The 18,447-nt window shown below is 70.5% G+C and carries 17 protein-coding genes; 9 read left to right on the top strand and 8 right to left on the bottom strand.

Annotated features, from left to right (window positions below; translation table 11 throughout):
* Window positions 1–133: 133 nt before the first annotated feature.
* A complete protein-coding gene (locus BHU06_RS00265; RefSeq protein ID WP_070397140.1) occupies window positions 134–2,119 on the bottom strand; it encodes an SDR family oxidoreductase in 1,986 nt (661 codons plus the stop codon).
* A gap of 214 nt (window positions 2,120–2,333) precedes the next feature.
* Between BHU06_RS00265 and BHU06_RS00260 the strand changes: the two genes are divergently transcribed.
* From BHU06_RS00260 to BHU06_RS00250, 3 genes are read left to right on the top strand one after another with little or no spacing between them, the layout of a single operon-like run.
* Entirely contained in the window at window positions 2,334–2,891 is a 558-nt protein-coding gene (locus BHU06_RS00260; RefSeq protein ID WP_070397139.1) for a phasin family protein, read from the top strand.
* 56 nt (window positions 2,892–2,947) lie between these two features.
* Window positions 2,948–4,216 carry a patatin-like phospholipase family protein gene (locus BHU06_RS00255; RefSeq protein ID WP_070397138.1) on the top strand — a complete coding sequence of 423 codons (1,269 nt, stop codon included), beginning with the start codon at window positions 2,948–2,950 and terminating at the stop codon, window positions 4,214–4,216.
* A gap of 11 nt (window positions 4,217–4,227) precedes the next feature.
* The gene (locus BHU06_RS00250; RefSeq protein WP_070397137.1) at window positions 4,228–4,881 is read left to right on the top strand and encodes a TetR/AcrR family transcriptional regulator; all 654 of its coding nucleotides are present in this window, start codon (window positions 4,228–4,230) and stop codon (window positions 4,879–4,881) included.
* Here BHU06_RS00250 and BHU06_RS00245 read toward each other — a convergent pair.
* The 4 genes from BHU06_RS00245 to BHU06_RS00230 form a co-directional block, all read right to left on the bottom strand.
* Entirely contained in the window at window positions 4,850–5,218 is a 369-nt protein-coding gene (locus tag BHU06_RS00245) for a hypothetical protein (RefSeq protein ID WP_070397136.1), read from the bottom strand. The genes BHU06_RS00250 and BHU06_RS00245 overlap by 32 nt on opposite strands.
* Before the next feature lie 112 nt (window positions 5,219–5,330).
* The gene (locus BHU06_RS00240; protein WP_070397741.1) at window positions 5,331–6,428 is read right to left on the bottom strand and encodes a M14 family metallopeptidase; all 1,098 of its coding nucleotides are present in this window, start codon (window positions 6,426–6,428) and stop codon (window positions 5,331–5,333) included.
* Window positions 6,425–7,645: a M20 aminoacylase family protein gene (locus BHU06_RS00235; RefSeq protein ID WP_070397135.1), complete on the bottom strand. Its 1,221-nt coding sequence runs from the start codon at window positions 7,643–7,645 to the stop codon at window positions 6,425–6,427. Before BHU06_RS00235 ends, BHU06_RS00240 begins: the two co-directional genes overlap by 4 nt.
* Before the next feature lie 105 nt (window positions 7,646–7,750).
* Complete coding sequence (locus BHU06_RS00230; RefSeq protein WP_070397134.1) at window positions 7,751–8,908, bottom strand: ABC transporter substrate-binding protein; 1,158 nt, start codon at window positions 8,906–8,908, stop codon at window positions 7,751–7,753.
* A 148-nt stretch (window positions 8,909–9,056) separates the two neighbouring features.
* Between BHU06_RS00230 and BHU06_RS00225 the strand changes: the two genes are divergently transcribed.
* From BHU06_RS00225 to BHU06_RS00215, 3 genes are read left to right on the top strand one after another with little or no spacing between them, the layout of a single operon-like run.
* Entirely contained in the window at window positions 9,057–11,108 is a 2,052-nt protein-coding gene (locus tag BHU06_RS00225; RefSeq protein ID WP_139146899.1) for a molybdopterin-dependent oxidoreductase, read from the top strand.
* Window positions 11,108–12,172 carry an aminopeptidase gene (locus BHU06_RS00220; RefSeq protein WP_070397132.1) on the top strand — a complete coding sequence of 355 codons (1,065 nt, stop codon included), beginning with the start codon at window positions 11,108–11,110 and terminating at the stop codon, window positions 12,170–12,172. Before BHU06_RS00225 ends, BHU06_RS00220 begins: the two co-directional genes overlap by 1 nt.
* Window positions 12,173–12,192: 20 nt before the next feature.
* Window positions 12,193–12,528 carry a polyhydroxyalkanoic acid system family protein gene (locus BHU06_RS00215; protein WP_070397131.1) on the top strand — a complete coding sequence of 112 codons (336 nt, stop codon included), beginning with the start codon at window positions 12,193–12,195 and terminating at the stop codon, window positions 12,526–12,528.
* 98 nt (window positions 12,529–12,626) lie between these two features.
* Here the strand turns inward: BHU06_RS00215 and BHU06_RS00210 are convergent, their stop codons facing one another.
* Window positions 12,627–12,881, bottom strand: coding sequence for an acyl-CoA-binding protein (locus tag BHU06_RS00210; RefSeq protein WP_070397130.1), 255 nt, complete (start codon window positions 12,879–12,881; stop codon window positions 12,627–12,629).
* A gap of 99 nt (window positions 12,882–12,980) precedes the next feature.
* On the opposite strand from BHU06_RS00210, the gene BHU06_RS00205 reads away from it, so the two are divergent.
* Window positions 12,981–14,468 carry a wax ester/triacylglycerol synthase family O-acyltransferase gene (locus BHU06_RS00205; RefSeq protein WP_083292759.1) on the top strand — a complete coding sequence of 496 codons (1,488 nt, stop codon included), beginning with the start codon at window positions 12,981–12,983 and terminating at the stop codon, window positions 14,466–14,468.
* Between the two features lie 13 nt (window positions 14,469–14,481).
* On the opposite strand, the gene BHU06_RS00200 is transcribed toward BHU06_RS00205, so the two are convergent.
* Window positions 14,482–15,252: a type III pantothenate kinase gene (locus BHU06_RS00200; protein ID WP_070397129.1), complete on the bottom strand. Its 771-nt coding sequence runs from the start codon at window positions 15,250–15,252 to the stop codon at window positions 14,482–14,484.
* Window positions 15,253–15,350: 98 nt separating this feature from the next.
* A complete protein-coding gene (locus BHU06_RS00195) occupies window positions 15,351–16,019 on the bottom strand; it encodes a helix-turn-helix transcriptional regulator (RefSeq protein ID WP_070397128.1) in 669 nt (222 codons plus the stop codon).
* Between the two features lie 144 nt (window positions 16,020–16,163).
* On the opposite strand from BHU06_RS00195, the gene BHU06_RS00190 reads away from it, so the two are divergent.
* The gene (locus BHU06_RS00190; protein ID WP_254668096.1) at window positions 16,164–17,450 is read left to right on the top strand and encodes a sensor histidine kinase KdpD; all 1,287 of its coding nucleotides are present in this window, start codon (window positions 16,164–16,166) and stop codon (window positions 17,448–17,450) included.
* On the top strand, window positions 17,441–18,427 hold the full coding sequence (locus tag BHU06_RS00185; RefSeq protein ID WP_083292756.1) for a response regulator: 987 nt from the start codon (window positions 17,441–17,443) through the stop codon (window positions 18,425–18,427). The genes BHU06_RS00190 and BHU06_RS00185 overlap by 10 nt, the downstream gene beginning before the upstream one ends.
* Window positions 18,428–18,447 lie beyond the last annotated feature (20 nt).

Here is an 18,447-nt window from a genome sequence, read left to right as displayed (position 1 = left end):
GAGAGGAGCAAAACCGCGATTTTAGAGAGGCACCGAACGCCAGGCCCTCAACCCCGAAACACCGCGGAACCGGCTTCGCCGCGCCGCAGGTGTTGCCCCTTCGGCGGGTGGTTCAAGGCGCCGCGGGGGGACTTCAAAAATGGATGCCCCGCATCATCTGCTGCATGGCGATCGCCTCGGGCGACAGCTGCGCCTTCGCGCCCTTCTCGCCCTTGGCCGCCGCCGAGTCCGGGAACATGCGAAAGCTGGTGTTCATCACGATCTGCGCGATGCGCGGCACCAGCGCGTGCATCACCTGGCCGGTCACGCCCAGGCGGGTGGCGATGCGCACCGGCTTGTCGATACAGGCCTGGGCGATCATGTCGGCGGCCTCCTCGGGGCTCAGCGTGGGCACGTTGTTGTAGATCTTGGTGGGCGCGATCATGGGCGTGCGCACCAGGGGCATGTTGATGGTGGTGAAGGTGATGCCCTGGTCGGCGAACTCGCTGCTGGCGCAGCGCGTCCAGGCGTCCAGCGCGGCCTTGCTGGCCACGTAGGCCGAGAAGCGCGGCGCGTTGGTGAGCACGCCGATCGAGCTGATGTTGACCACATGCCCCCGGCGCCGCTGCACCATGCCCGGCAGCAGGCCCATGGTCACGCGCAGGCAGCCGAAGTAGTTGAGCTGCATGGTGCGCTCGAAGTCGTGAAAGCGGTCGTAGCTGCCCTCGATGGCGCGGCGAATGGAGCGGCCGGCGTTGTTGATGAGGAAGTCCACGCCGCCGTGCTGCTGCACCAGCAGCTGCACGAAGCGGTCGCAATCGGCCATGTCGGCGATGTCGGCCGGGTAGGCGATGAACTGGTATCCCTTGGCCTTGGCCTCCTTGCAGGCCTCGTCGAGCTTGTCCTGGTCACGGCCGCAAATGATGGTGGTGGCACCGGCCTCGGCGAAGGTGTGCGCCGCCGCCAGGCCGATGCCGGAACTACCGCCCGTGACCAGGACCACCTTTCCCGCGACGGTCCCCCTGAGGCTGCGGTCGCGGTGCAGGTCGGGGTCGAGGTGGCGCTCCCAGTAGTCCCACAGGCGCCAGGCGTAGTCCTTCAGGTTCGGGCACTCCACGCCGCTGCCCTTGAGCGCGGCCAGGGTGCCGCGGCAGTCGAAGCGTGTGGGGTAGTTGACGAAGGTGAGCATGTCCTCGGGCAGGCCCAGGTCCTTCATCACCGCGTCGCGCACGCGGCGCACCGGCGCCAGGGCCATCAGGCCCTTCTTGACGCTCTTCGGGATAAAGCCCAGCAGCGCCGCGTTGACGAACAGGTTCATCTTGGGCGCGTGCGCGGCCTTGCTGAAGATGTCGAGCACATCGCCCACGCGGTAGCCCACCGGGTCCACCAGGTGGAAGCACTCGCCGCCCTGGCGCGGGCCATGGGCGATGTGGTCGAGCGCATTGACCACGAAGTCCACTGGCACGATGTTGATGCGCCCGCCCTCGAGGCCGATGCTGGGCATCCACGGCGGCAGGATCTGGCGCATGCGCTGGATCAGCTTGAAGAAGTAGTAGGGGCCGTCGATCTTGTCCATCTCGCCGGTCTGGCTGTCGCCCACCACCATCGCCGGGCGGTACACGGTCCAGGCCAGCTTGCTCTCGGCGCGCACCAGCTTCTCGCTCTCGTGCTTGGTCATGAAATAGGGGTGGTCGATGTTCTCGGCCTCCTCGAACATGTCCTCGCGGAACACGCCCTCGTACAAGCCCGCCGCGGCGATGGACGAAACGTGGTGGAAGTGGCCCGCACCGATGGCCTTGGCCAGCTCCAGCGTGTGGCGCGTGCCGTCGATGTTGACGGCCACCTGGCTCTCCTCGTCGGCGCCCAGGTCGTACACCGCGGCCAGGTGAAAGAAGTGGTCGATCTGCCCCTTGAGGGCCTTCACGTCGTCGGCCGAGACGCCGAGCTTCTTCTCGGTGAGGTCGCCGAACACCGGCACGGCGCGCGCCGGCCCCACGCCCCAGTACTCGCGCAGCGCCGCCACCTTGCCTTCGCTTTCGCGCCGGATCAGGAAGTGCACCACCGCCCCCTTTCGCTGCAGCAGCCGGCGAACGAGGCGCTTGCCGATGAAGCCGGTGGCTCCGGTCACGAAGTACTGCATGGGGGGCTCCTGTGTGTTGTTGCTGGGGTGCCGCCAAGGGCATTGCTCGCGATTCTGTTGCACGCGATCGGGCGGCCCATTCCGCAGAAACCCGTGGCCGATTTAGTCGCATGCCCCTACACAGGCCCGGCGCGGGCCGCCACCATGCGCGGCATGGCGACGCCCCGCAGGCCGCCAGCGCATCCGCAGCAACCACCATTCAGGAGCCCGAAGCATGGTCAAGAAGATCCAGAAGAAGGGCGGCAGCGCCCGCACCAATGGCGGCGACGAGAAGGGCAGCGGCGCCTCGCCGCTGGCCGGCGCCATCAAGGAATCGGCCCAGCAGATCTGGCTGGCCGGCCTCGGCGCCTTCGCCAAGGCGCAGGCGGAAGGCGGCAAGGCCTTCGAGACCCTGGTCAAGGAAGGCATCAACATCCAGCGCAAAACCCAGACCGCGGCCGAGGAGCGCATCAGCGAGGCCACCAGCCGCGTGAGCAGCATGGCCAACGACATCCAGAGCAAGGCCGCCGGCCAGTGGGACAAGCTGGAGAGCCTGTTCGAGGAGCGCGTGGCCAAGGCCCTGGGCAAGCTGGGCGTGCCCTCGGCGCGCGACGTCGAGGCGCTGATGGAGCGCATCGAGGCGCTCAACCAGCAGGTGCTCAAGCTCGGCGGCGTGGACGTGGCCACCAAGCCCGCGCGCAAGGCCTCGGCCAGCGCCAAGGCCGCGCCCCGCAAGGCGCCCGCCAAGCGCAGCCCCGCCCGCAAAGCCGCGGCGAAGAAGGCCGCCACCTGAGCCGCGCTGCTGCAGCGCAGCACGCTTGAGCCGGGGCGCCCCCTACACTCGCTCGCATGAGCCGTACCCCCCCGCGTACCCGTACCGGCCCACGTCCGCCGCGCATCGGGCTGGCCCTGGCCGGTGGCGGCCCGCTCGGTGCCATCTACGAGATCGGCGCCCTGTGCGCGCTCGACGACTCGCTCGACGGCCTGGACCTCAACGCCTGCGACCACTACGTGGGCGTGTCGGCGGGCGGCTTCATCGCCGCCGCGCTGGCCAATGGCATCACGCCGCGCGAACTGTGCGAGACCTTCATCGAGGACCGGCCCCGGCTCGACGGCTTTGACCCGGCCTGGCTGATGCAGCCGGCCTGGGGCGAGTTCGCCCAGCGGCTGCGCACGCTGCCGCGCCTGGCGGGCGAGGCCGCCTGGTCCTGGCTGGTCCAGGGCAAGGCCTTGAGCCAGGCACTGGAGCGACTGGGGGCCGCGCTGCCCGCCGGCGTGCTCGACAACGACACCATCCACCGCGAGATCGCCCGGCTGTTCAGCCGGCCCGGCCGCAGCAACCGCTTCAGCGACCTGCGCGCGCGCCTGACCCTGGTGGCCACCGACCTGGACACCGGCGAGGCGGCGCCCTTCGGCCAGCCGGGTTGGGACCACGTGCCGATCTCGCGCGCCATCCAGGCCAGCGCCGCCCTGCCTGGCCTGTTCCCGCCGGTGCAGATCGGCGGGCGCCACTACGTGGACGGCGCGCTCAAGAAGACCATGCACGCCTCGGTCGCCCTGGACGACGGCGTGGACCTGCTGCTGTGCCTCAATCCCCTGGTGCCTTACCACGCCACCCCGGAATCGACGCACGGCGGCCGCATTCCCGCGCTGGTGGAGGGTGGGCTGCCGGTGGTGATGAGCCAGACCTTCCGCTCCATGATCCATTCGCGCCTGGTGCTGGCCTTCGAGCGCTACGAGCGCATCTACCCCCACACCGACATCGTGCTGATCGAGCCCGACCAGCGCGATGCCGAGCTGTTCTTCGCCAACACCTTCAGCTACCGCCAGCGCCGCGAAATGGCCGAACACGCCTTCCAGCGCACGCGCGCGCTGCTGCGGCTGCGCGCGGGCCGCCTGGCGCCGCAGCTGGCGCGCCACGGCATCACCATCGACCACGCCGCGCTCGCCGACCCGGAACGCCGCCTGATCGACACGCGCTACCGGCCCGCCGACAGCGCCGTGGCCACGCGGCTGCACCGCGTGCTCGACGAACTGCAGCGCCGCCTGCCGGCCACCGCAGAGAGCGCCGCCGGGCCGCTCCCAAGGCGCTCAGCCCCGCGGCGGGCATTCCACTGAACCCCGCGCGCATGCCCAAGAAAGCCCCGCGCCGCACGGCCGAACGCATCCTGGAAACCACGCTGGCGCTGTTCAACCGCTTCGGCGAGCCCAACGTCTCCACCACGCTGATCTCGGCCGAACTGGGCATCAGCCCCGGCAACCTGTACTACCACTACCCGGCCAAGGACGAGCTCATCAACTCGCTGTTCGAGCGCTACGAGCGGTCCCTGAACGAGTTGCTGGGTGCGGCCGAGGGCGTGCGCCACGTGGAAGACGCCTGGTTCTTCCTGCACTCGCTGTTCGAGCGCATCTGGGAGTACCGCTTCCTCTACCGCGACCTGAACGACCTGCTGTCCAAGAACCGCCTGCTGGAGACGCGTTTCCAGGGCCTGCTGGCGGCCAAGACGCGCGCCATCCGCCAGCTGCTGGGCGGCCTGGGCCGCTCGGGCGCGGTCCAGATCGACAGCCGCGAACTCGACCCCACGGCCGATGGCATGGTGGCCCTGCTCACGTTCTGGCTGAGCTTCGAGTACGTGCGCGACCCGCGCCACGCCCTGGAGCCCGACCACGCGCAGGCGGCGCTGCTGCGCGGCGCGCAGCACGTGCTGCACCAGCTCGCCCCCTACCTGGAGCCGGCGCAGCGCCAGCACCTCATGGCGCTGTCGTCGGCGTACCAGCGCTGAGCGAAAAGCCCAGGAAGCGCGCCGCGCCGCGCGCCGCTGGCGCCATGTCGGCCAGGTGCAGCCACAGGTAGAAGTTGGCGGCGTCGAAGGGGCTGGTAAACACCGAGGGGCGCCAGCGGCGCCCCCCTTCGGCGTAGTAGACCACCCAGACCGGGCCCTCCGGGTGGATGCACCAGCCGCCCGCGCCGAACGCGTCGGCCACACCCAGCAGCCTGGGGTTGACGCCGCCCACCCTCAGGCGCATCAACTCGTCGGCCAGCTCTTCCAGGGCCCAGGCGGCCGGCAGCTCGGGCCGCGGCGGCGGCAACTCGTAGCGCGAACCCCATTCGATCTCCATCGGTGCTCCTTGCACGCGGCGCCCCGGTGGCGCGCGGGCCGGCATTTGACGTCGGGAGAACCGGGCCGCGGCGCGGCGGCCCGGTGGAATTCACGCCTCGATCACAGGGCCTTCAGCCCTTCAGGCCGTCGACCGCCTGGAACATGGCCTGGCGCGCCTGGCTCACGATCTGGCCGCGCCAGACGTCGGTGTCGGTGTAGAAGGCGTCCTTGACGCGCTGCTTGATGGCCGCCTGCAGCTCGGCCGGCGCATCGGGGTGCTGGTGCAACCAGTGGTCGCCGCGCAGCGCATCGATCACCTCGGGAATGGGGACCGTGCCGTACTCCAGCGCGATGCCGGTGTACTCCGCCTGCGGGCATTCCTGGTAGATAGACACCCACATCAGGCCGGTGAGCAGGGCCGAGGTGGACGAGCCGTCGTAGATGGAGGTGATGGGGGTGGCGCCGTCGCCGCCCCACCAGGCCTTGGCGCGCGCGAAGGCGGCCGCGTCGTCGCGGCAGGCGAAGATGCGCTCGCCCAGGCCGCTGGGACCCAGGCCGGTGTGCAGGTCGATCCAGGCCACGCGGCGCGCGCGCCCGGCCTGCTCGCGCAGCACCCGGCGCACCGTGTCGTTGTTCCAGGTGGGCGCGGTGCCGCCGAAGAACAGGCCGTCGGCGAAGCGGTGCTGGCCCATGGTGATGGCGGCCTGGAAGGCGGTCATGCCGCGCCGGGCGATCCAGCCGCGCACGGCCGCTTCGTTCTCGGCCGTGGGCGGCCACTCGTCCGGCAGCAGCAGGTGGTGCAGATCGGCGTAGTCCTCGTTCACCGGCAGGGGGCCGGAGAAGTCCTGGAAGTTGCGGTTCAGGTCCACGTTCTCGTGCGTCACGCGGCGCAGCCAGGAAAAGCCGTGCGGGTTGAGCGCGTGGATGTAGAGCACCGCCACGCCGGCGTCGCGCGCCTTGGCGCGCCACTCGGCGTCGTGCAGGGCGTGCACCTGCACGCCGGAGCCGCAGAAGCCTTCGGCGCCATGGCAGGCGCTGCTCACGATGAGCAACTGCTCGGCGTCGGGCGAGCCATCGAGGGCGGTGTCCATGGCCAGGGTTTCGCCCTCGCGGCCCTTGAGCGGGTGCTCGTGGCTGCGGATGGCCAGGCCCGCCGCGGCGGCGGCCTCGAGGAACTTGACCCGGGCCTTGGCGTAGGTCGGAGAGAACGCGTCGCGGATCTCGATCACGCCGCACCCCCGTTCGCGCGCGGCTGGGCCAGCCATTTCTCGGCCAGGCGCACCCAGTAGGTGGCGCCCAGGGGGATCAGGTCGTCGTTGAAGTCGTAGTTCGGGTTGTGCAGCACGCAGGGCCCTTCTCCATGGCCGACCTCGCGGTGGGCGCCGTCGCCGTTGGCGATGAACACGTAGCAGCCCGGCTTGGCCTGCAGCATGTAGGCGAAGTCCTCGGCGCCCATGGTGGGCTCCTGCGCCAGCACGCGCTCGGGACCGACGATCTCGGCCAGCACCTCGCGCGCGAAGGCGGTCTCGGCCGGGTGGTTCACGGTGGGCGGGTAATTGCGCTTGAACTCGAATTCGCAAGCGGTGCCATAAGCCGCGCAGGTGTGCTCGGCGATTTCCTTCATGCGCTTTTCGATCAGGTCGAGCACCTCGTAGGTGAAGGTGCGCACAGTGCCTTGCAGCTCGGCGTGGTCGGGCACCACGTTGGTGGCCTCGCCGGTGTGAATCATGGTGACCGAGATCACGCCCGCGTCCACCGGCTTCTTGTTGCGCGTGATGATCGTCTGCAAGCCCATGACCATCTGGCAGGCCACCGGCACTGGGTCGATGCCGGTGTGGGGCAGCGCGGCGTGTCCGCCCTTGCCGCGGATGGTGATCTTGAATTCGCTGGTGGACGCCATGACCGGCCCGGCGCTGGCCGCGAAGCTGCCTGTGGGCAGGCCGGGCCAGTTGTGCATGCCGAACACCGCTTCCATCGGAAACTCGCTGAACAGGCCGTCCTTGATCATTTCGCGCGCGCCGCCGCCGCCCTCTTCGGCCGGCTGGAAGATCAGGTAAACCGTGCCGTCGAAGTGGCGGTGCTTGGCGAAGTGCTGGGCCGCGGCCAGCAGCATGGCGGTGTGTCCGTCGTGGCCGCAGGCGTGCATCTTGCCGGCGTGCTGGCTGGCGTGGGCGAAGCGGTTGTGCTCCTGCATGGGCAGGGCGTCCATGTCGGCGCGCAGGCCGATGGCGCGGCCACTGGCGCCGCCGTCGCGACCGTGCACGATGCCCACCACGCCGGTGGTGCCCATGCCGCGGTGGATCGGGATGCCCCATTCGGTGAGCTTGGCGGCGACGAGGTCGGCGGTGCGCACCTCCTCGAAGCAGAGTTCGGGGTGTGCGTGGATGTCGCGCCGCACGGCCGCGATGCCCGCGGCCTGGGTAACGATGGAATCGATGAGCTTCATGTCCGGTCTCCGAAACCGGGCATGGTAGCGGTAGCAGGCGCCGCCGCGCGTGCCCGCGGCGACAGCCCCGCGCGGCCGTCGGGCAAGGCCTCGGGGGCCCGCGCTTCAGCGCCGCACGCGCCCGTCCTCGGTCAGCAGGGTGAGCTCCACGAACCGGGAGCCCGTGTGCTTGTTGGGCCCGAAGTCCACCGGGAAACCACCCAGGTCCAGGCCCCGGATGCCTTCGATGGCGTTGATGAAGCCCTCGCGGCTGAGGCCACGGCCCGCGCGGCTGAGCGCCTCGGTGAACACCTTGGCGGCCACGTAGCCCTCGATGCCCGAGTAGTTGGGCGCGCGGCCCTGCTTGGCGCGCACGGCGGCCAGGTACTCGCCCGACAGGGGGGTGGCCGGGCTGTACGGAAACGGCATGACCTGGCTCACCGCCACGCCGCGCGCGTCCTTGCCGAGCTCGTCGAGCAGGGCCTGGGTGCCCACGAAGGACACGTTGTAGAGGTTGCCGGCGAAACCGGCCTTGCGCGCCGCGCGGATGAAGGCGGCGCAGGACTTGTAGGCGCTGATCTGCACGATCGCCTCGGGCCGCCCGGCCAGGATGGACTTGAGCGACTCGGCCACGTCCACCGTGTTGCGCTCCACCGTGCCGGTGGACGCGGGCTCCATGTTGAGGGCCTTGAGCGCGCGCGTGACGCCTTCCAGGCCGGTCTTGCCGTAGGCGTCGTTCTGGTAGAAGACCGAAATGCGCTTGATGCCCACCTGCGTGAGCTGGCGCACGATGGCCGCCGTCTCGTCGAAGTACGAGGCCCGCACGTGGATGGCGTAGCGATTGAAGGGCGTGCGCAGGGCCTCGGCGCCCGAAAAGGGCGCGAAGAACGGGACCTTGGCCTCGGTGGCCAGTGGCAGCGCCACCACGCTGGTGGGCGTGCCGATGTAGCCGAACAGCGCGAACACGCCCTCGCCGATGAACTGGCGGGTGTTGGCCACGCAGCGGTCGGGCTCGTAGCCGTCGTCCAGGCGCTTGAGGTCGATGCGCCGGCCGTGCACGCCTCCCTTGGCATTGAGCTGCTCGAAGAAGAGCTGGGCGCCCAGGTGGAACTGCAGGCCCAGCTGCTCCGCCGCACCGCTGAAGGGGGCCGACTGGCCCAGCACAAGCGTGGTGTCGTTCAGGCCGGCGGAGGCCCCCTGGGCGCTGGCGCGGGCGGGCAGCAGGGCCAGGCCGGGCAGCAGGGCGGCGGAACCGGTGGCGGTCAGCAGGCGGCGACGTCTCATGGCAGGCTCCTGGGGGGGCGGAACGGGCTCGGACAGCCGCAAGGGTATAAACAAGCGTTCATATGCCTGCAGGGGCATCCGCCAGGCGGCGCCCCGGAACGGGCGGACGCGGCGGCCTATGATCGCTTGGCCACACCCCCATTCCGCCATGACAGAAGCATCACTTGTTGTCCGCGGCGCCTGTCCGCACGACTGCCCCGACACCTGCGCCCTGCTGACCACGGTGGAGAATGGCCGCGCCGTGCGGGTGCAGGGCAACCCCGCGCACCGCCACACCGACGGCGTGCTCTGCACCAAGGTCTCGCGCTACGCCGAGCGCACCCACCACCCCGAGCGCCTGCTGCAGCCCCTGCGCCGCACGGGCCCCAAGGGCAGCGGGCGCTTCGAGCCGGTGGGCTGGGACGAGGCGCTGGACGATATCGCCGCCCGCCTGAAGGCCATCGCCGCACGCGACCCGCAGGCCATCCTGCCCTACAGCTACGCCGGCACCATGGGCCTGGTGCAGGGCGAGGGCATGGCCGCGCGCTTCTTCCACCGCCTGGGCGCCTCGTTCCTGGACCGCACCATCTGCGCCTCGGCCGGCAGCGAGGGCCTGACCCAGACCCTGGGCGGCAAGGTCGGCATGAGGGTGGAGCACTTCGCCGAGGCCCGGCTGATCCTGATCTGGGGCAGCAACAGCATCGCCAGCAACCTGCACTTCTGGAGGCTCGCCCAGCAGGCCAAGCGCGACGGCGCGCGCCTGGTCTGCATCGACCCCCGGCGCAGCGAAACCGCCGAGAAGTGCCACGAGCACCTGGCCATCCGCCCCGGCACCGACGCCGCCCTGGCGCTGGCGCTGATGCACGAGCTGATCGTCCACGACTGGCTGGACCACGACTACATCGCCCGTCACACCCTGGGCTGGGAGGGCCTGCGCGCGCGCGCCCTGCAGTGGCCGCCCGCGCGCGCGGCCGAGGTCTGCGGCATTCCCGAACGGCAGATCACTGAGCTGGCCCGCGCCTACGGCACCACGAAGCCGGCCGCGATCCGCCTGAACTATGGCATGCAGCGCGTGCGCGGCGGCGGCAACGCCGCCCGCGCGGTGGCCTGCCTGCCGGCGCTGGTGGGCGCCTGGCGGCACCGCGCGGGCGGGCTGCTGCTGTCCAGTTCCGGCCTGTTCCCGGTGCGCCGCGCCGAGCTGCAGCGGCCCGAGCTGCTGGCCGGGCGCGCGCCGCGCACCATCAACATGAGCACCATCGGCGACGACCTGCTGCGCGAGGCCTCGCCCGCCTTCGGTCCGAAGGTCGAGGCGCTGATCGTCTACAACAGCAACCCAGTGGCGGTGGCGCCCGACTCGGGCCGGGTGGTCAAGGGCTTCGCGCGCGACGACCTGTTCACCGTGGTGCTGGAGCACTTCCAGACCGACACCGCCGACTTCGCCGACTACATCCTGCCGGCCACCACGCAGCACGAGCACTGGGACATCCACACCAGCTACGGCCACACCGACGTGCTGCTCAACCGCCCGGCCATCGCCCCGCAGGGCCAGGCGCGCCCCAACACCGAGGTCTTCCGCGCCCTGGCCGCGCGCCTGGGCTTCGACGACCCCTGCTTCGCCGACGACGACCTCACGCTGTGCCGCACGGCCTTCGGCGACCGGGTCGATTTCCAGCAGTTGCTGGACGTCGGCTGGGCCACGCTGCCGGAGCCCGAAGCGCCCTACGCCGAGGGCGGCTTCCCCACGCCGTCCGGCCGCTGCGAGTTCCACAGCGAGCGTCTGGCCGCCCAGGGCCTGGACCCGCTGCCCGACCACATCCCCAACGCCGAGCCCGGCGGCGCAAACCCCGACTACCCGCTGGCGATGATCTCGCCGCCCGCCCGCAACTTCCTCAACAGCAGCTTCGTCAACGTCGCCAGCCTGCGCGGCATCGAGGGCCAGCCGCGGCTGGAAATCCACGCCGACGACGCCGCGCCGCGCGGCATCGCCAGCGGTCAGATGGTGCGCGTGTTCAACCCGCGCGGGGAGTACCGCTGCGTGGCCGAGGTGTCCGAGCGCGCGCGCCCCGGCGTGGTCAACGGCCTGGGCATCTGGTGGCGCAAGCTCGGCCCCTTCGGCACCAACGTCAACGAGGTGACCAGCCAGCGCCTCACCGACATGGGCCGCGGCCCCACCTTCTACGACTGCCACGTGCAGGTGGCGCCGCTGGAGGCCTCGGCCTGATGCGCGCGGCCGCGCTGCTGCTGGCGGCGACGGCGCTGGTCTCGGGTTGCGCCCGCACGCAGGGCCTGGGCTACTACTGGCAGTCGCTCAGCGGCCACGTCGACCTGATGTGGCGCGCCCGCCCCATCGACGACTGGCTGGCCGACGCCGGCACGCCCGGGCCGCTGAAAGACCGCCTGCTGCTCGCCCAGCGCCTGCGCGCCTTCGCGGTGAGCGAACTGGGCCTGCCCGACAACGCCAGCTACCACCGCTACGCCGACCTGGGGCGCAACGCCGCCGTCTACAACGTGGTGGCCGCACCGGCGCTCTCGCTCAGCCTGCAGACCTGGTGCTTCCCCGTGGCCGGCTGCGTGGGCTACCGAGGCTACTACCGCGAGGCCGACGCGCGCGCCTTCGCCGCCGGCCTGGACCGGGGTCTGGAGGTGGCCGTGTACCCGGTGCCCGCCTACTCCACCCTGGGCTGGATGAACTGGGCCGGCGGCGACCCGCTGCTCAACACCTTCATTCGCCAGCCCGAGGGCGAACTCGCCCGCCTGCTGTTCCACGAGCTGGCGCACCAGGTGGTCTATGCCAAGGACGACACCACCTTCAACGAGTCCTTCGCCACGGCGGTGGAGCGGCTGGGCGTGCAGCGCTGGCTGGCGCAAGCGTCCACGCCCGGCGCGCGCGTGGCGTACGAAGCCTTCGACCAGCGCCGCCGCGCCTTCCGCGCCCTCACCGCCTCGGTGCGCGCGCGGCTGCAGGCGGTGTATGGCGACGCCTCGCTCGACGACGCGGCCAAGCTCGAGCGCAAAGCGCGGGTGATGGCCGACTTCCGCCGCGAGTACGAGGCGCTGAAGGCCTTCTGGGGCGGCTTCGCGGCCTACGACCCCTGGGTGGCGCGCGCCAACAACGCCCTGCTGGGCGCCCAAGGCGCCTACGACCAGCTGGTGCCCGGTTTCGAAGCCCTGTTCGCACGCGAGGGCCGCGACTTCGCGCGCTTCTATGATGCGGTGCGCACGCTCGCCGCCCTGCCCCAGGCCGAGCGCCACCAGCGCCTGCAGGCGCTGGCGATCACCCGCTGAACACCAGGAGACCCCGTCCCATGGCCGACATCCACATCGAACGCGAACACGCCCTGGGCCTGGCGGCCGCGCGGCAGCTGGCCTGGAAATGGGCCGAGCAGGCCGAGGAAGAGTTCGACATGAGCTGCACCTACGAAGAAGGCGCCCGCGAGGACGCCGTGCAGTTCACGCGCTCGGGCGTCAGCGGTTGCCTGCGGGTCGAGGGCGACCGCTTCGTGCTCGACGCCAAGCTCGGCTTCCTGCTCGGCGCCTTCAAGGAGCGCATCGAGGCCGAGATCGTGAAAAACCTGGACACCCTGCTGGCGGCGAAGAAGCCCGCCGCGAAGAAGGCGGCCGCCAAAAAGAAAACCACCTAGACGCCCAGGTGGCTTGACCCTGTGGCACCGAGGAACCGGCTTGGCCGGGCCTCAGGTGCCGCCCCCTGGCGGGGGTCGCGCGCAGCGCGGCGGGGGTGTCAGCTGAGGCTCTCGATGAGATCGATGTACTGCTGCATCGCGTCGTCGGACGAGGCGCCCTTGAAGCCGTTCCAGGCGTCCCATTTGGCGCGGCCCACCATGTCGCTGAAACCCGGCTTCTTTTCGGTGTTGTCGCCCGCGGTGGCCTGCTTGTAGAGGCCGTAGATCTTGAGCAGCGTGGCGTTGTCGGGGCGCTCGGCGAGCTTCTTGGAATTGGCGACGGCGGTCTCGAAACGGGCTTTGAGGTCGGACATGGGGTCTCCTGAAGGGGGGCGCCAAAGGGATGGCGGTTTGTCCCGGTATCTTACGGAGCCCGGCCTGCCCACAATAGAGAACCCACCCGAGGAGACACCATGGACCACCGCGTCGCGGCCGTCACGCAGGCGCTGAGCAGCACGCTGGGGCTCGAAGGCGAGCGCATGAGCAAGGTCGACACCGCCTGGCTGCGCATGGACTCGCCGGCCAACCTCATGATGATCGTGGGCGTGTGGGTGCTGCGGCCCGGCGTGACGCGCGAGGCGCTGGAACAGCGGGTGCGCGAGCGGCTGCTGCCCTACCGGCGTTTCCGGCAGATCGCCCGCGAGGACGCGGCCGGCGCCGCTTGGATCGACGACCCCGACTTCGATCTCGCCCGCCACGTCACCACGCACCGCCTGCGCCGCCGCCGCGGCCGGGGCGAGCGGGAGGCCTTGCAGGACCGGGTGGGCCAACTCGCCGTGCAGCGGCTCGATCCCCTCCACCCGCTCTGGCACTTCGAGCTGATCGAGCACTGCGCCGGCGGCTCGGCGCTGATCGCGCGCATCCACCACTGCATCGCCGACGGCATCGCGCTCATCGGCGTGATGATGAGCCTGGTGGACGGCGGTCAGGCGCCGGCGCCGCGCGCGCGGCGGGCCAGGCGCGCCAACGAGGGCGCCGAGGACTGGCTGGCCGACACCCTGATCCGCCCGCTGGGCGACCTCACCGCGCGCGCCCTGCAGGTGGCGGGCGGCGGCGCGGCGAAATCGCTCTCGCTCATGGCCGCGCCGCAGCAGACCCTGGCCGGCGCCGTGGACCAGGCCGTGGGCGCGGCGCACATCGGCGCCCAGCTCGCCAGCGACGTGGCCGCGCTCGCCCTCATGCCCGACGACTCGGCCACCCGGCTCAAGGGAACGCCCGGCGCCGTCAAGCGCGTGGCCTGGTGCGAGCCGATCCCGCTGGACGCGGTCAAGGCCATCGGGCGCGCCTTCGACGCCTCGGTCAACGATGTGCTGCTGTCCTGCGTGGCCGGTGCCATCGGCCAGTACCTGCGCGGCCACGGCGACGACACCGCGGGCCAGGAGATCCGCGCCATGGTGCCCATCAACCTGCGGCCGCTGGAAGACGCCTGGAAGCTGGGCAACCGCTTCGGCCTCGTGCCGCTGCTGCTGCCCATCGGCATGACCAACCCGGTGGAGCGGCTCTACGCCGTGCGCGAAGGCATGCGCCAGCTCAAAGGAAGCCTGCAACCGCTGCTCACTTTTGCCCTGCTGTCGGTGGCGGGCCTGCTCATCAAACCGGCGCAGGACGCGCTGCTCAATCTCTTCGGGCGCAAGACCACCGCCGTCATGACCAATGTGCCCGGACCGGGCAACAAGCTTCAGTTCTGCGGCAGCACCCTGGAGCAGACCATGTTCTGGGTGCCGCAGTCCGGCACCGTGGGCCTGGGCGTGTCGGTGCTGAGCTACGGCGGCGGGGTGCAGTTCGGCGTGATCGCCGACGCCGGGCTCTGCCCCGACCCGCAGGCCATCATCGACGGCTTCGAACCGGCCTTCCAGCAGTTGCTGGCCCTGACGCTGATGCTGCCCTGGGGCCCTGAATGACCGCCGGGGCCGCTCAGGCCACCGCCAGCCGCTGGCTGGCGATGTGCAGCAGCCCGTCGAAGATCAGGCTCTCCACCAGCTCGACCTCGGTGGACATGGACGGCGCCATCTTCCAGCCCGCACCACCCGTCATGTAGACCACGGGCGCCTCGCCGCAGTGGCGGCTCAGGTTCTCCACCATGCGCTGCACCGCGCCGGCAATGGCGAAGGTGCCACCGCTGGTGAGCGCGTCGCTGGTGTTGGTGGGAAAGTCGCGCACGTCGCCCGTGGGCACGTGCAGGCCGGCGGTGCCCGATTCGAGGGCGCGCAGCATGATGCCGTGCCCCGGCAGGATGAGGCCGCCCAGGAACTTGCCCCCGGCGTCGATGGCCTCGACCGTGACCGCCGTGCCCACCATCACCACCACGCACGGCCGCTGGCGGCCCTGGGCGAGCAGGCGCTGGCGCGCCCCGATCATGGCCACCCAGCGGTCGGAGCCGAGCCGCGCGGGGTGGTCGTAGCCGTTGACCACGCCGGCCTCGGCATTGCCCGACACCACCCACTGGGGGGTCACGTCCCACATCTCCAGCTGCTCCTCGACGCGGCGCTTGACCGCGTCGCCCGCCACGACGCAGCCCAGCACCCAGCGCGGCGTGGGCAGGCGGCTCCAATCGCCCTCTTCCAGGGTTTCGATGTTCTCGAGGAATTGCGCCCCGTGCGTGATCAGCCGGGCACCGACACGCGGCTCGTCGTACAGCGCCCATTTCAGGCGCGTGTTGCCGACATCCAGGGCGAGAAAAGCCATGGGGCGCGATTATGACAAGGGCCTGAACCCGGCGGGGATGGGCCTGTGGCGCGCGGGAACCGGTCCGACCGGGCTCCCCCTGGATAGGGTGGTGGGGGTCAAATCAGGCCGAGCCAGCAGGCCCGCTGCACGGCGCCGAGCTTGTTGTCGGTCTGCAGCTTGGCCATGGCGTTGGCCAGGTGGTAGTTCACGGTGCGCTCCGAGCAGTCCATGCGCAACGCGGTTTCGCGCGCGGTCAGGCCCTCGAAGGCCAGGTTGAGGCTTTCCAGCTCGCGCGGGCTCAGGCTCACGCGCTGCTCGGCCAGGGCGCGCTTGAGCATGGGCCAGACATTGAAGACCGACCAGGCCAGCGTGGCGGCCTCCAGGCGGCTGTCGTAGGCGCGCGGGCTGAACATGAAACACTCGAAGGCTCGGCCGGCCGGCAAGGGGAAGGCCACCCGCACCAGGCTCTGCTGGCCGTGGGCCAGAAACAGGCGCCGCCAGCGGCTGGAATGCTCGGCGGCCGACTTGGAAATATCCTGCCACGCCACCAGGGGTGCGTCGCTTTCACGCCAGCTCGCGCCAAAATCCACGCTGGCCGCCAAGGCCTCGGCGGGTGCGAGCATGCGGGGGGGATGCACGGCCAGCAACTCGCGGCGCTCGCGTGGGCCCAGGGGGTCCGGGCCCAGCACCAGCACCACCTCCACCCCCTGTTCGCGCAGCGCCATCAGCCAGTCGGCCAGGATGCTGTCGACGCCGACACTGTCAAAGTTGACAGGGAGTGTCATGGGCGCGAGGCCTCGCGAGGTTGCAGAATGCGCGCAACCCGGGCGTCGGAGGCGACGCCCGCGAGAGGCCAGTCAGGACAGGAGACCATATTGCGGCTGAACCGGTTGCAGTGGAAAAGCGGGTGGGCAAGGTGGCGGCAGTGGTTGCTCGACGAAGTCGTGCACACGCCGCTGGAGCCCATTTTGCACCCATCGCCGCGCCGGCTGGTGTGGATCGGCTTCTTCACGTTCAGCGGGCACCTGCTGATCTACTGGATCTGGGCGCACGCCGTGCCCCAGCCCTACGAGAACCCGCTGGCCCGGCTCCTGATGGCGTTCACGGCGCTCATCTACCTCATGCCCAGCCTGCGCCGCGACCCGACCTCGGCCGCCAGCGGGCGCCTGTTCAGCCTGGCCACCTGGATCCAGCTGCCGTGGTTCTTCACCTGGATGTACGCCATGAACGGCGGCAACCCCGCCTGGCTGGGCAGCGTTGCGGCCATGGTCCTCATCTATTACCACGCCACCGACTGGCGCCTGGCCACGCTGGGCCTGCTCACCGGCGGTGCGGCGGGGCTGTACTCGGCGCACCTCATGGGCGCCAGCCCCGTGGGTCCGGAGCAGCCCCTGGCCAACGTGGTCGTGATCGCCTTCGCCTGGACCATGGGCCTGATGCTGGGCATCTCCAGCGCCAACCTGCGCCGCGCCCGGCTGCTCAATACCCTCTCCACCATGGGCGTGATGGCGCATGAACTGCGCACCCCCCTGGCCACCGTGAACCTGATGGGCGACGTGCTGCGCAACCTCTCGCAGCACGACGTGAGCGACGCCAAGCGCAAGAAGTTCGAGGAACTGGCCACGCGGCTGCAAAACCTGGTGCGCAGCATGAACCGCCAGATCGACACCCAGATCTCCAACGCCCAGCTGCTGCGCCTGCCCCGCGAACAAAGCACCATCCAGGCGGCCGAGCTGGTGCAGGAGGTGGTGGCCAACTACCCCTACCGCAGCTCGCGCGAGCGCGACTGCGTGCGCGTGCAGGTGCAGCAGGACTTCTGCTTCCTCGGTTCGCGCTCGCTGTTCGCCCAGGTGGTGATCAACCTGCTGAAGAACGCCCTGCACGCCTTGGCGGCCGCCAGCCACGCGCCGCAACCGGGCGATTTGCGGGTCGACGTGGGCATCCATCACGGCAAGGGCCGCATCGCCGTCTCGGACGACGGCGTCGGCATCTCGCACGAGTTGCAGAATCGCATCTTCGAACCTTTTTATTCCTCGCAGGCCGGCGCAGGCAACGGACTGGGCCTCACCTTCTGCAAGAACGTGGTCGAGGCCGCGCGCGGCCGCCTCAGCGTGCACTCCGAACCCGGACTGGGCGCCGTCTTCATGATCGACCTGCCCCTGACCGCCACGGCGCCCGTTCGGCCCGCCGCCACCGCCCAATCCCAATGGCTCTGACCCTCTCCCTCTTCCAGCGCCCAGGCGGCGTCCTCTTCCTGGACGACGACCCGGACTACCTCGAAATGCTCGGCATGGTGGTGCCCGCCCAGACCCAGGTGGAGCTCTACTCCCGGCCGTCCGGGTTCCTGGCCCGCATGCAGGCCGAGCCCGCGCACTGGGAGGCCGACGCCGCCCTGCAATTGCAGATGATCGACCGCTGGCGCCAGGGACAGCCCCTCATTCCCCAGGTCCTGCGCTATTGGGCCAGCCGCCCCGAGCGCTACCACCTGGCCCAGGTCTGTGTGGTCGACTACGCCATGCCCGGCACCGACGGCCTGACGGTGCTCAACACCCTGCTCGACTGGCCGGGCGCGCGCGTGCTGCTGACCGGCCAGGCCGACGAGCAGATCGCCATCCAGGCCTTCAACAATGGCCTGATCGACCAGTTCGTGCCGAAACAGGCCACCGACATCACCCGCCACCTGCTGGGCGTGCTGCGCCGCCTGGCCCAAGCGCCCCACCCGCGGCTGAACACCCTGTGGCGCGGCGTGCTGCGGCCCAATCAGCTGTCGCTGCTGCAAATCCCTTCGGTGGCGCAGTGGCTACGCGACTACACCCACCACCACTGGGTGGAGTACGTGGTGATCGGCGAGCCCTTCGGCCTGATCGGCCTGGACATGGCCGGCCAGGTGCACTGGCTGCAGCTCGAACCCACCTCCAGCCTGCCCGACCTGGCCGATCTCGCCGCCTCGGCCGCCTTGGGTATGGAGGTGGTGCAGGCCATCCGCGCCGGCCAGCGGCTGGCGGCGGTGGAACTGCACCAGCAGCTCGCCCTGCCCGGGCGGGTGCGCACAGCGCCGGCCATCGCCATCGGCGAGGACGGCCTGCTCATGGCCGCGCCCTTCCAGCTCGAAGGGACCGAATTGCCCCAGCCCATTTACCCGTACCGCAACTTCCTGCAGTCCGAGAACCACCGCATGGTGCAGGACCACTGAGGCGCCGGGCGGCGCGAGTC

The organism is Hydrogenophaga sp. PML113 (assembly GCF_001777155.1).
GTDB classification, from domain to species: domain Bacteria; phylum Pseudomonadota; class Gammaproteobacteria; order Burkholderiales; family Burkholderiaceae_C; genus Hydrogenophaga; species Hydrogenophaga borbori.
This window is presented reverse-complemented; position numbering and strand designations above follow the sequence as displayed.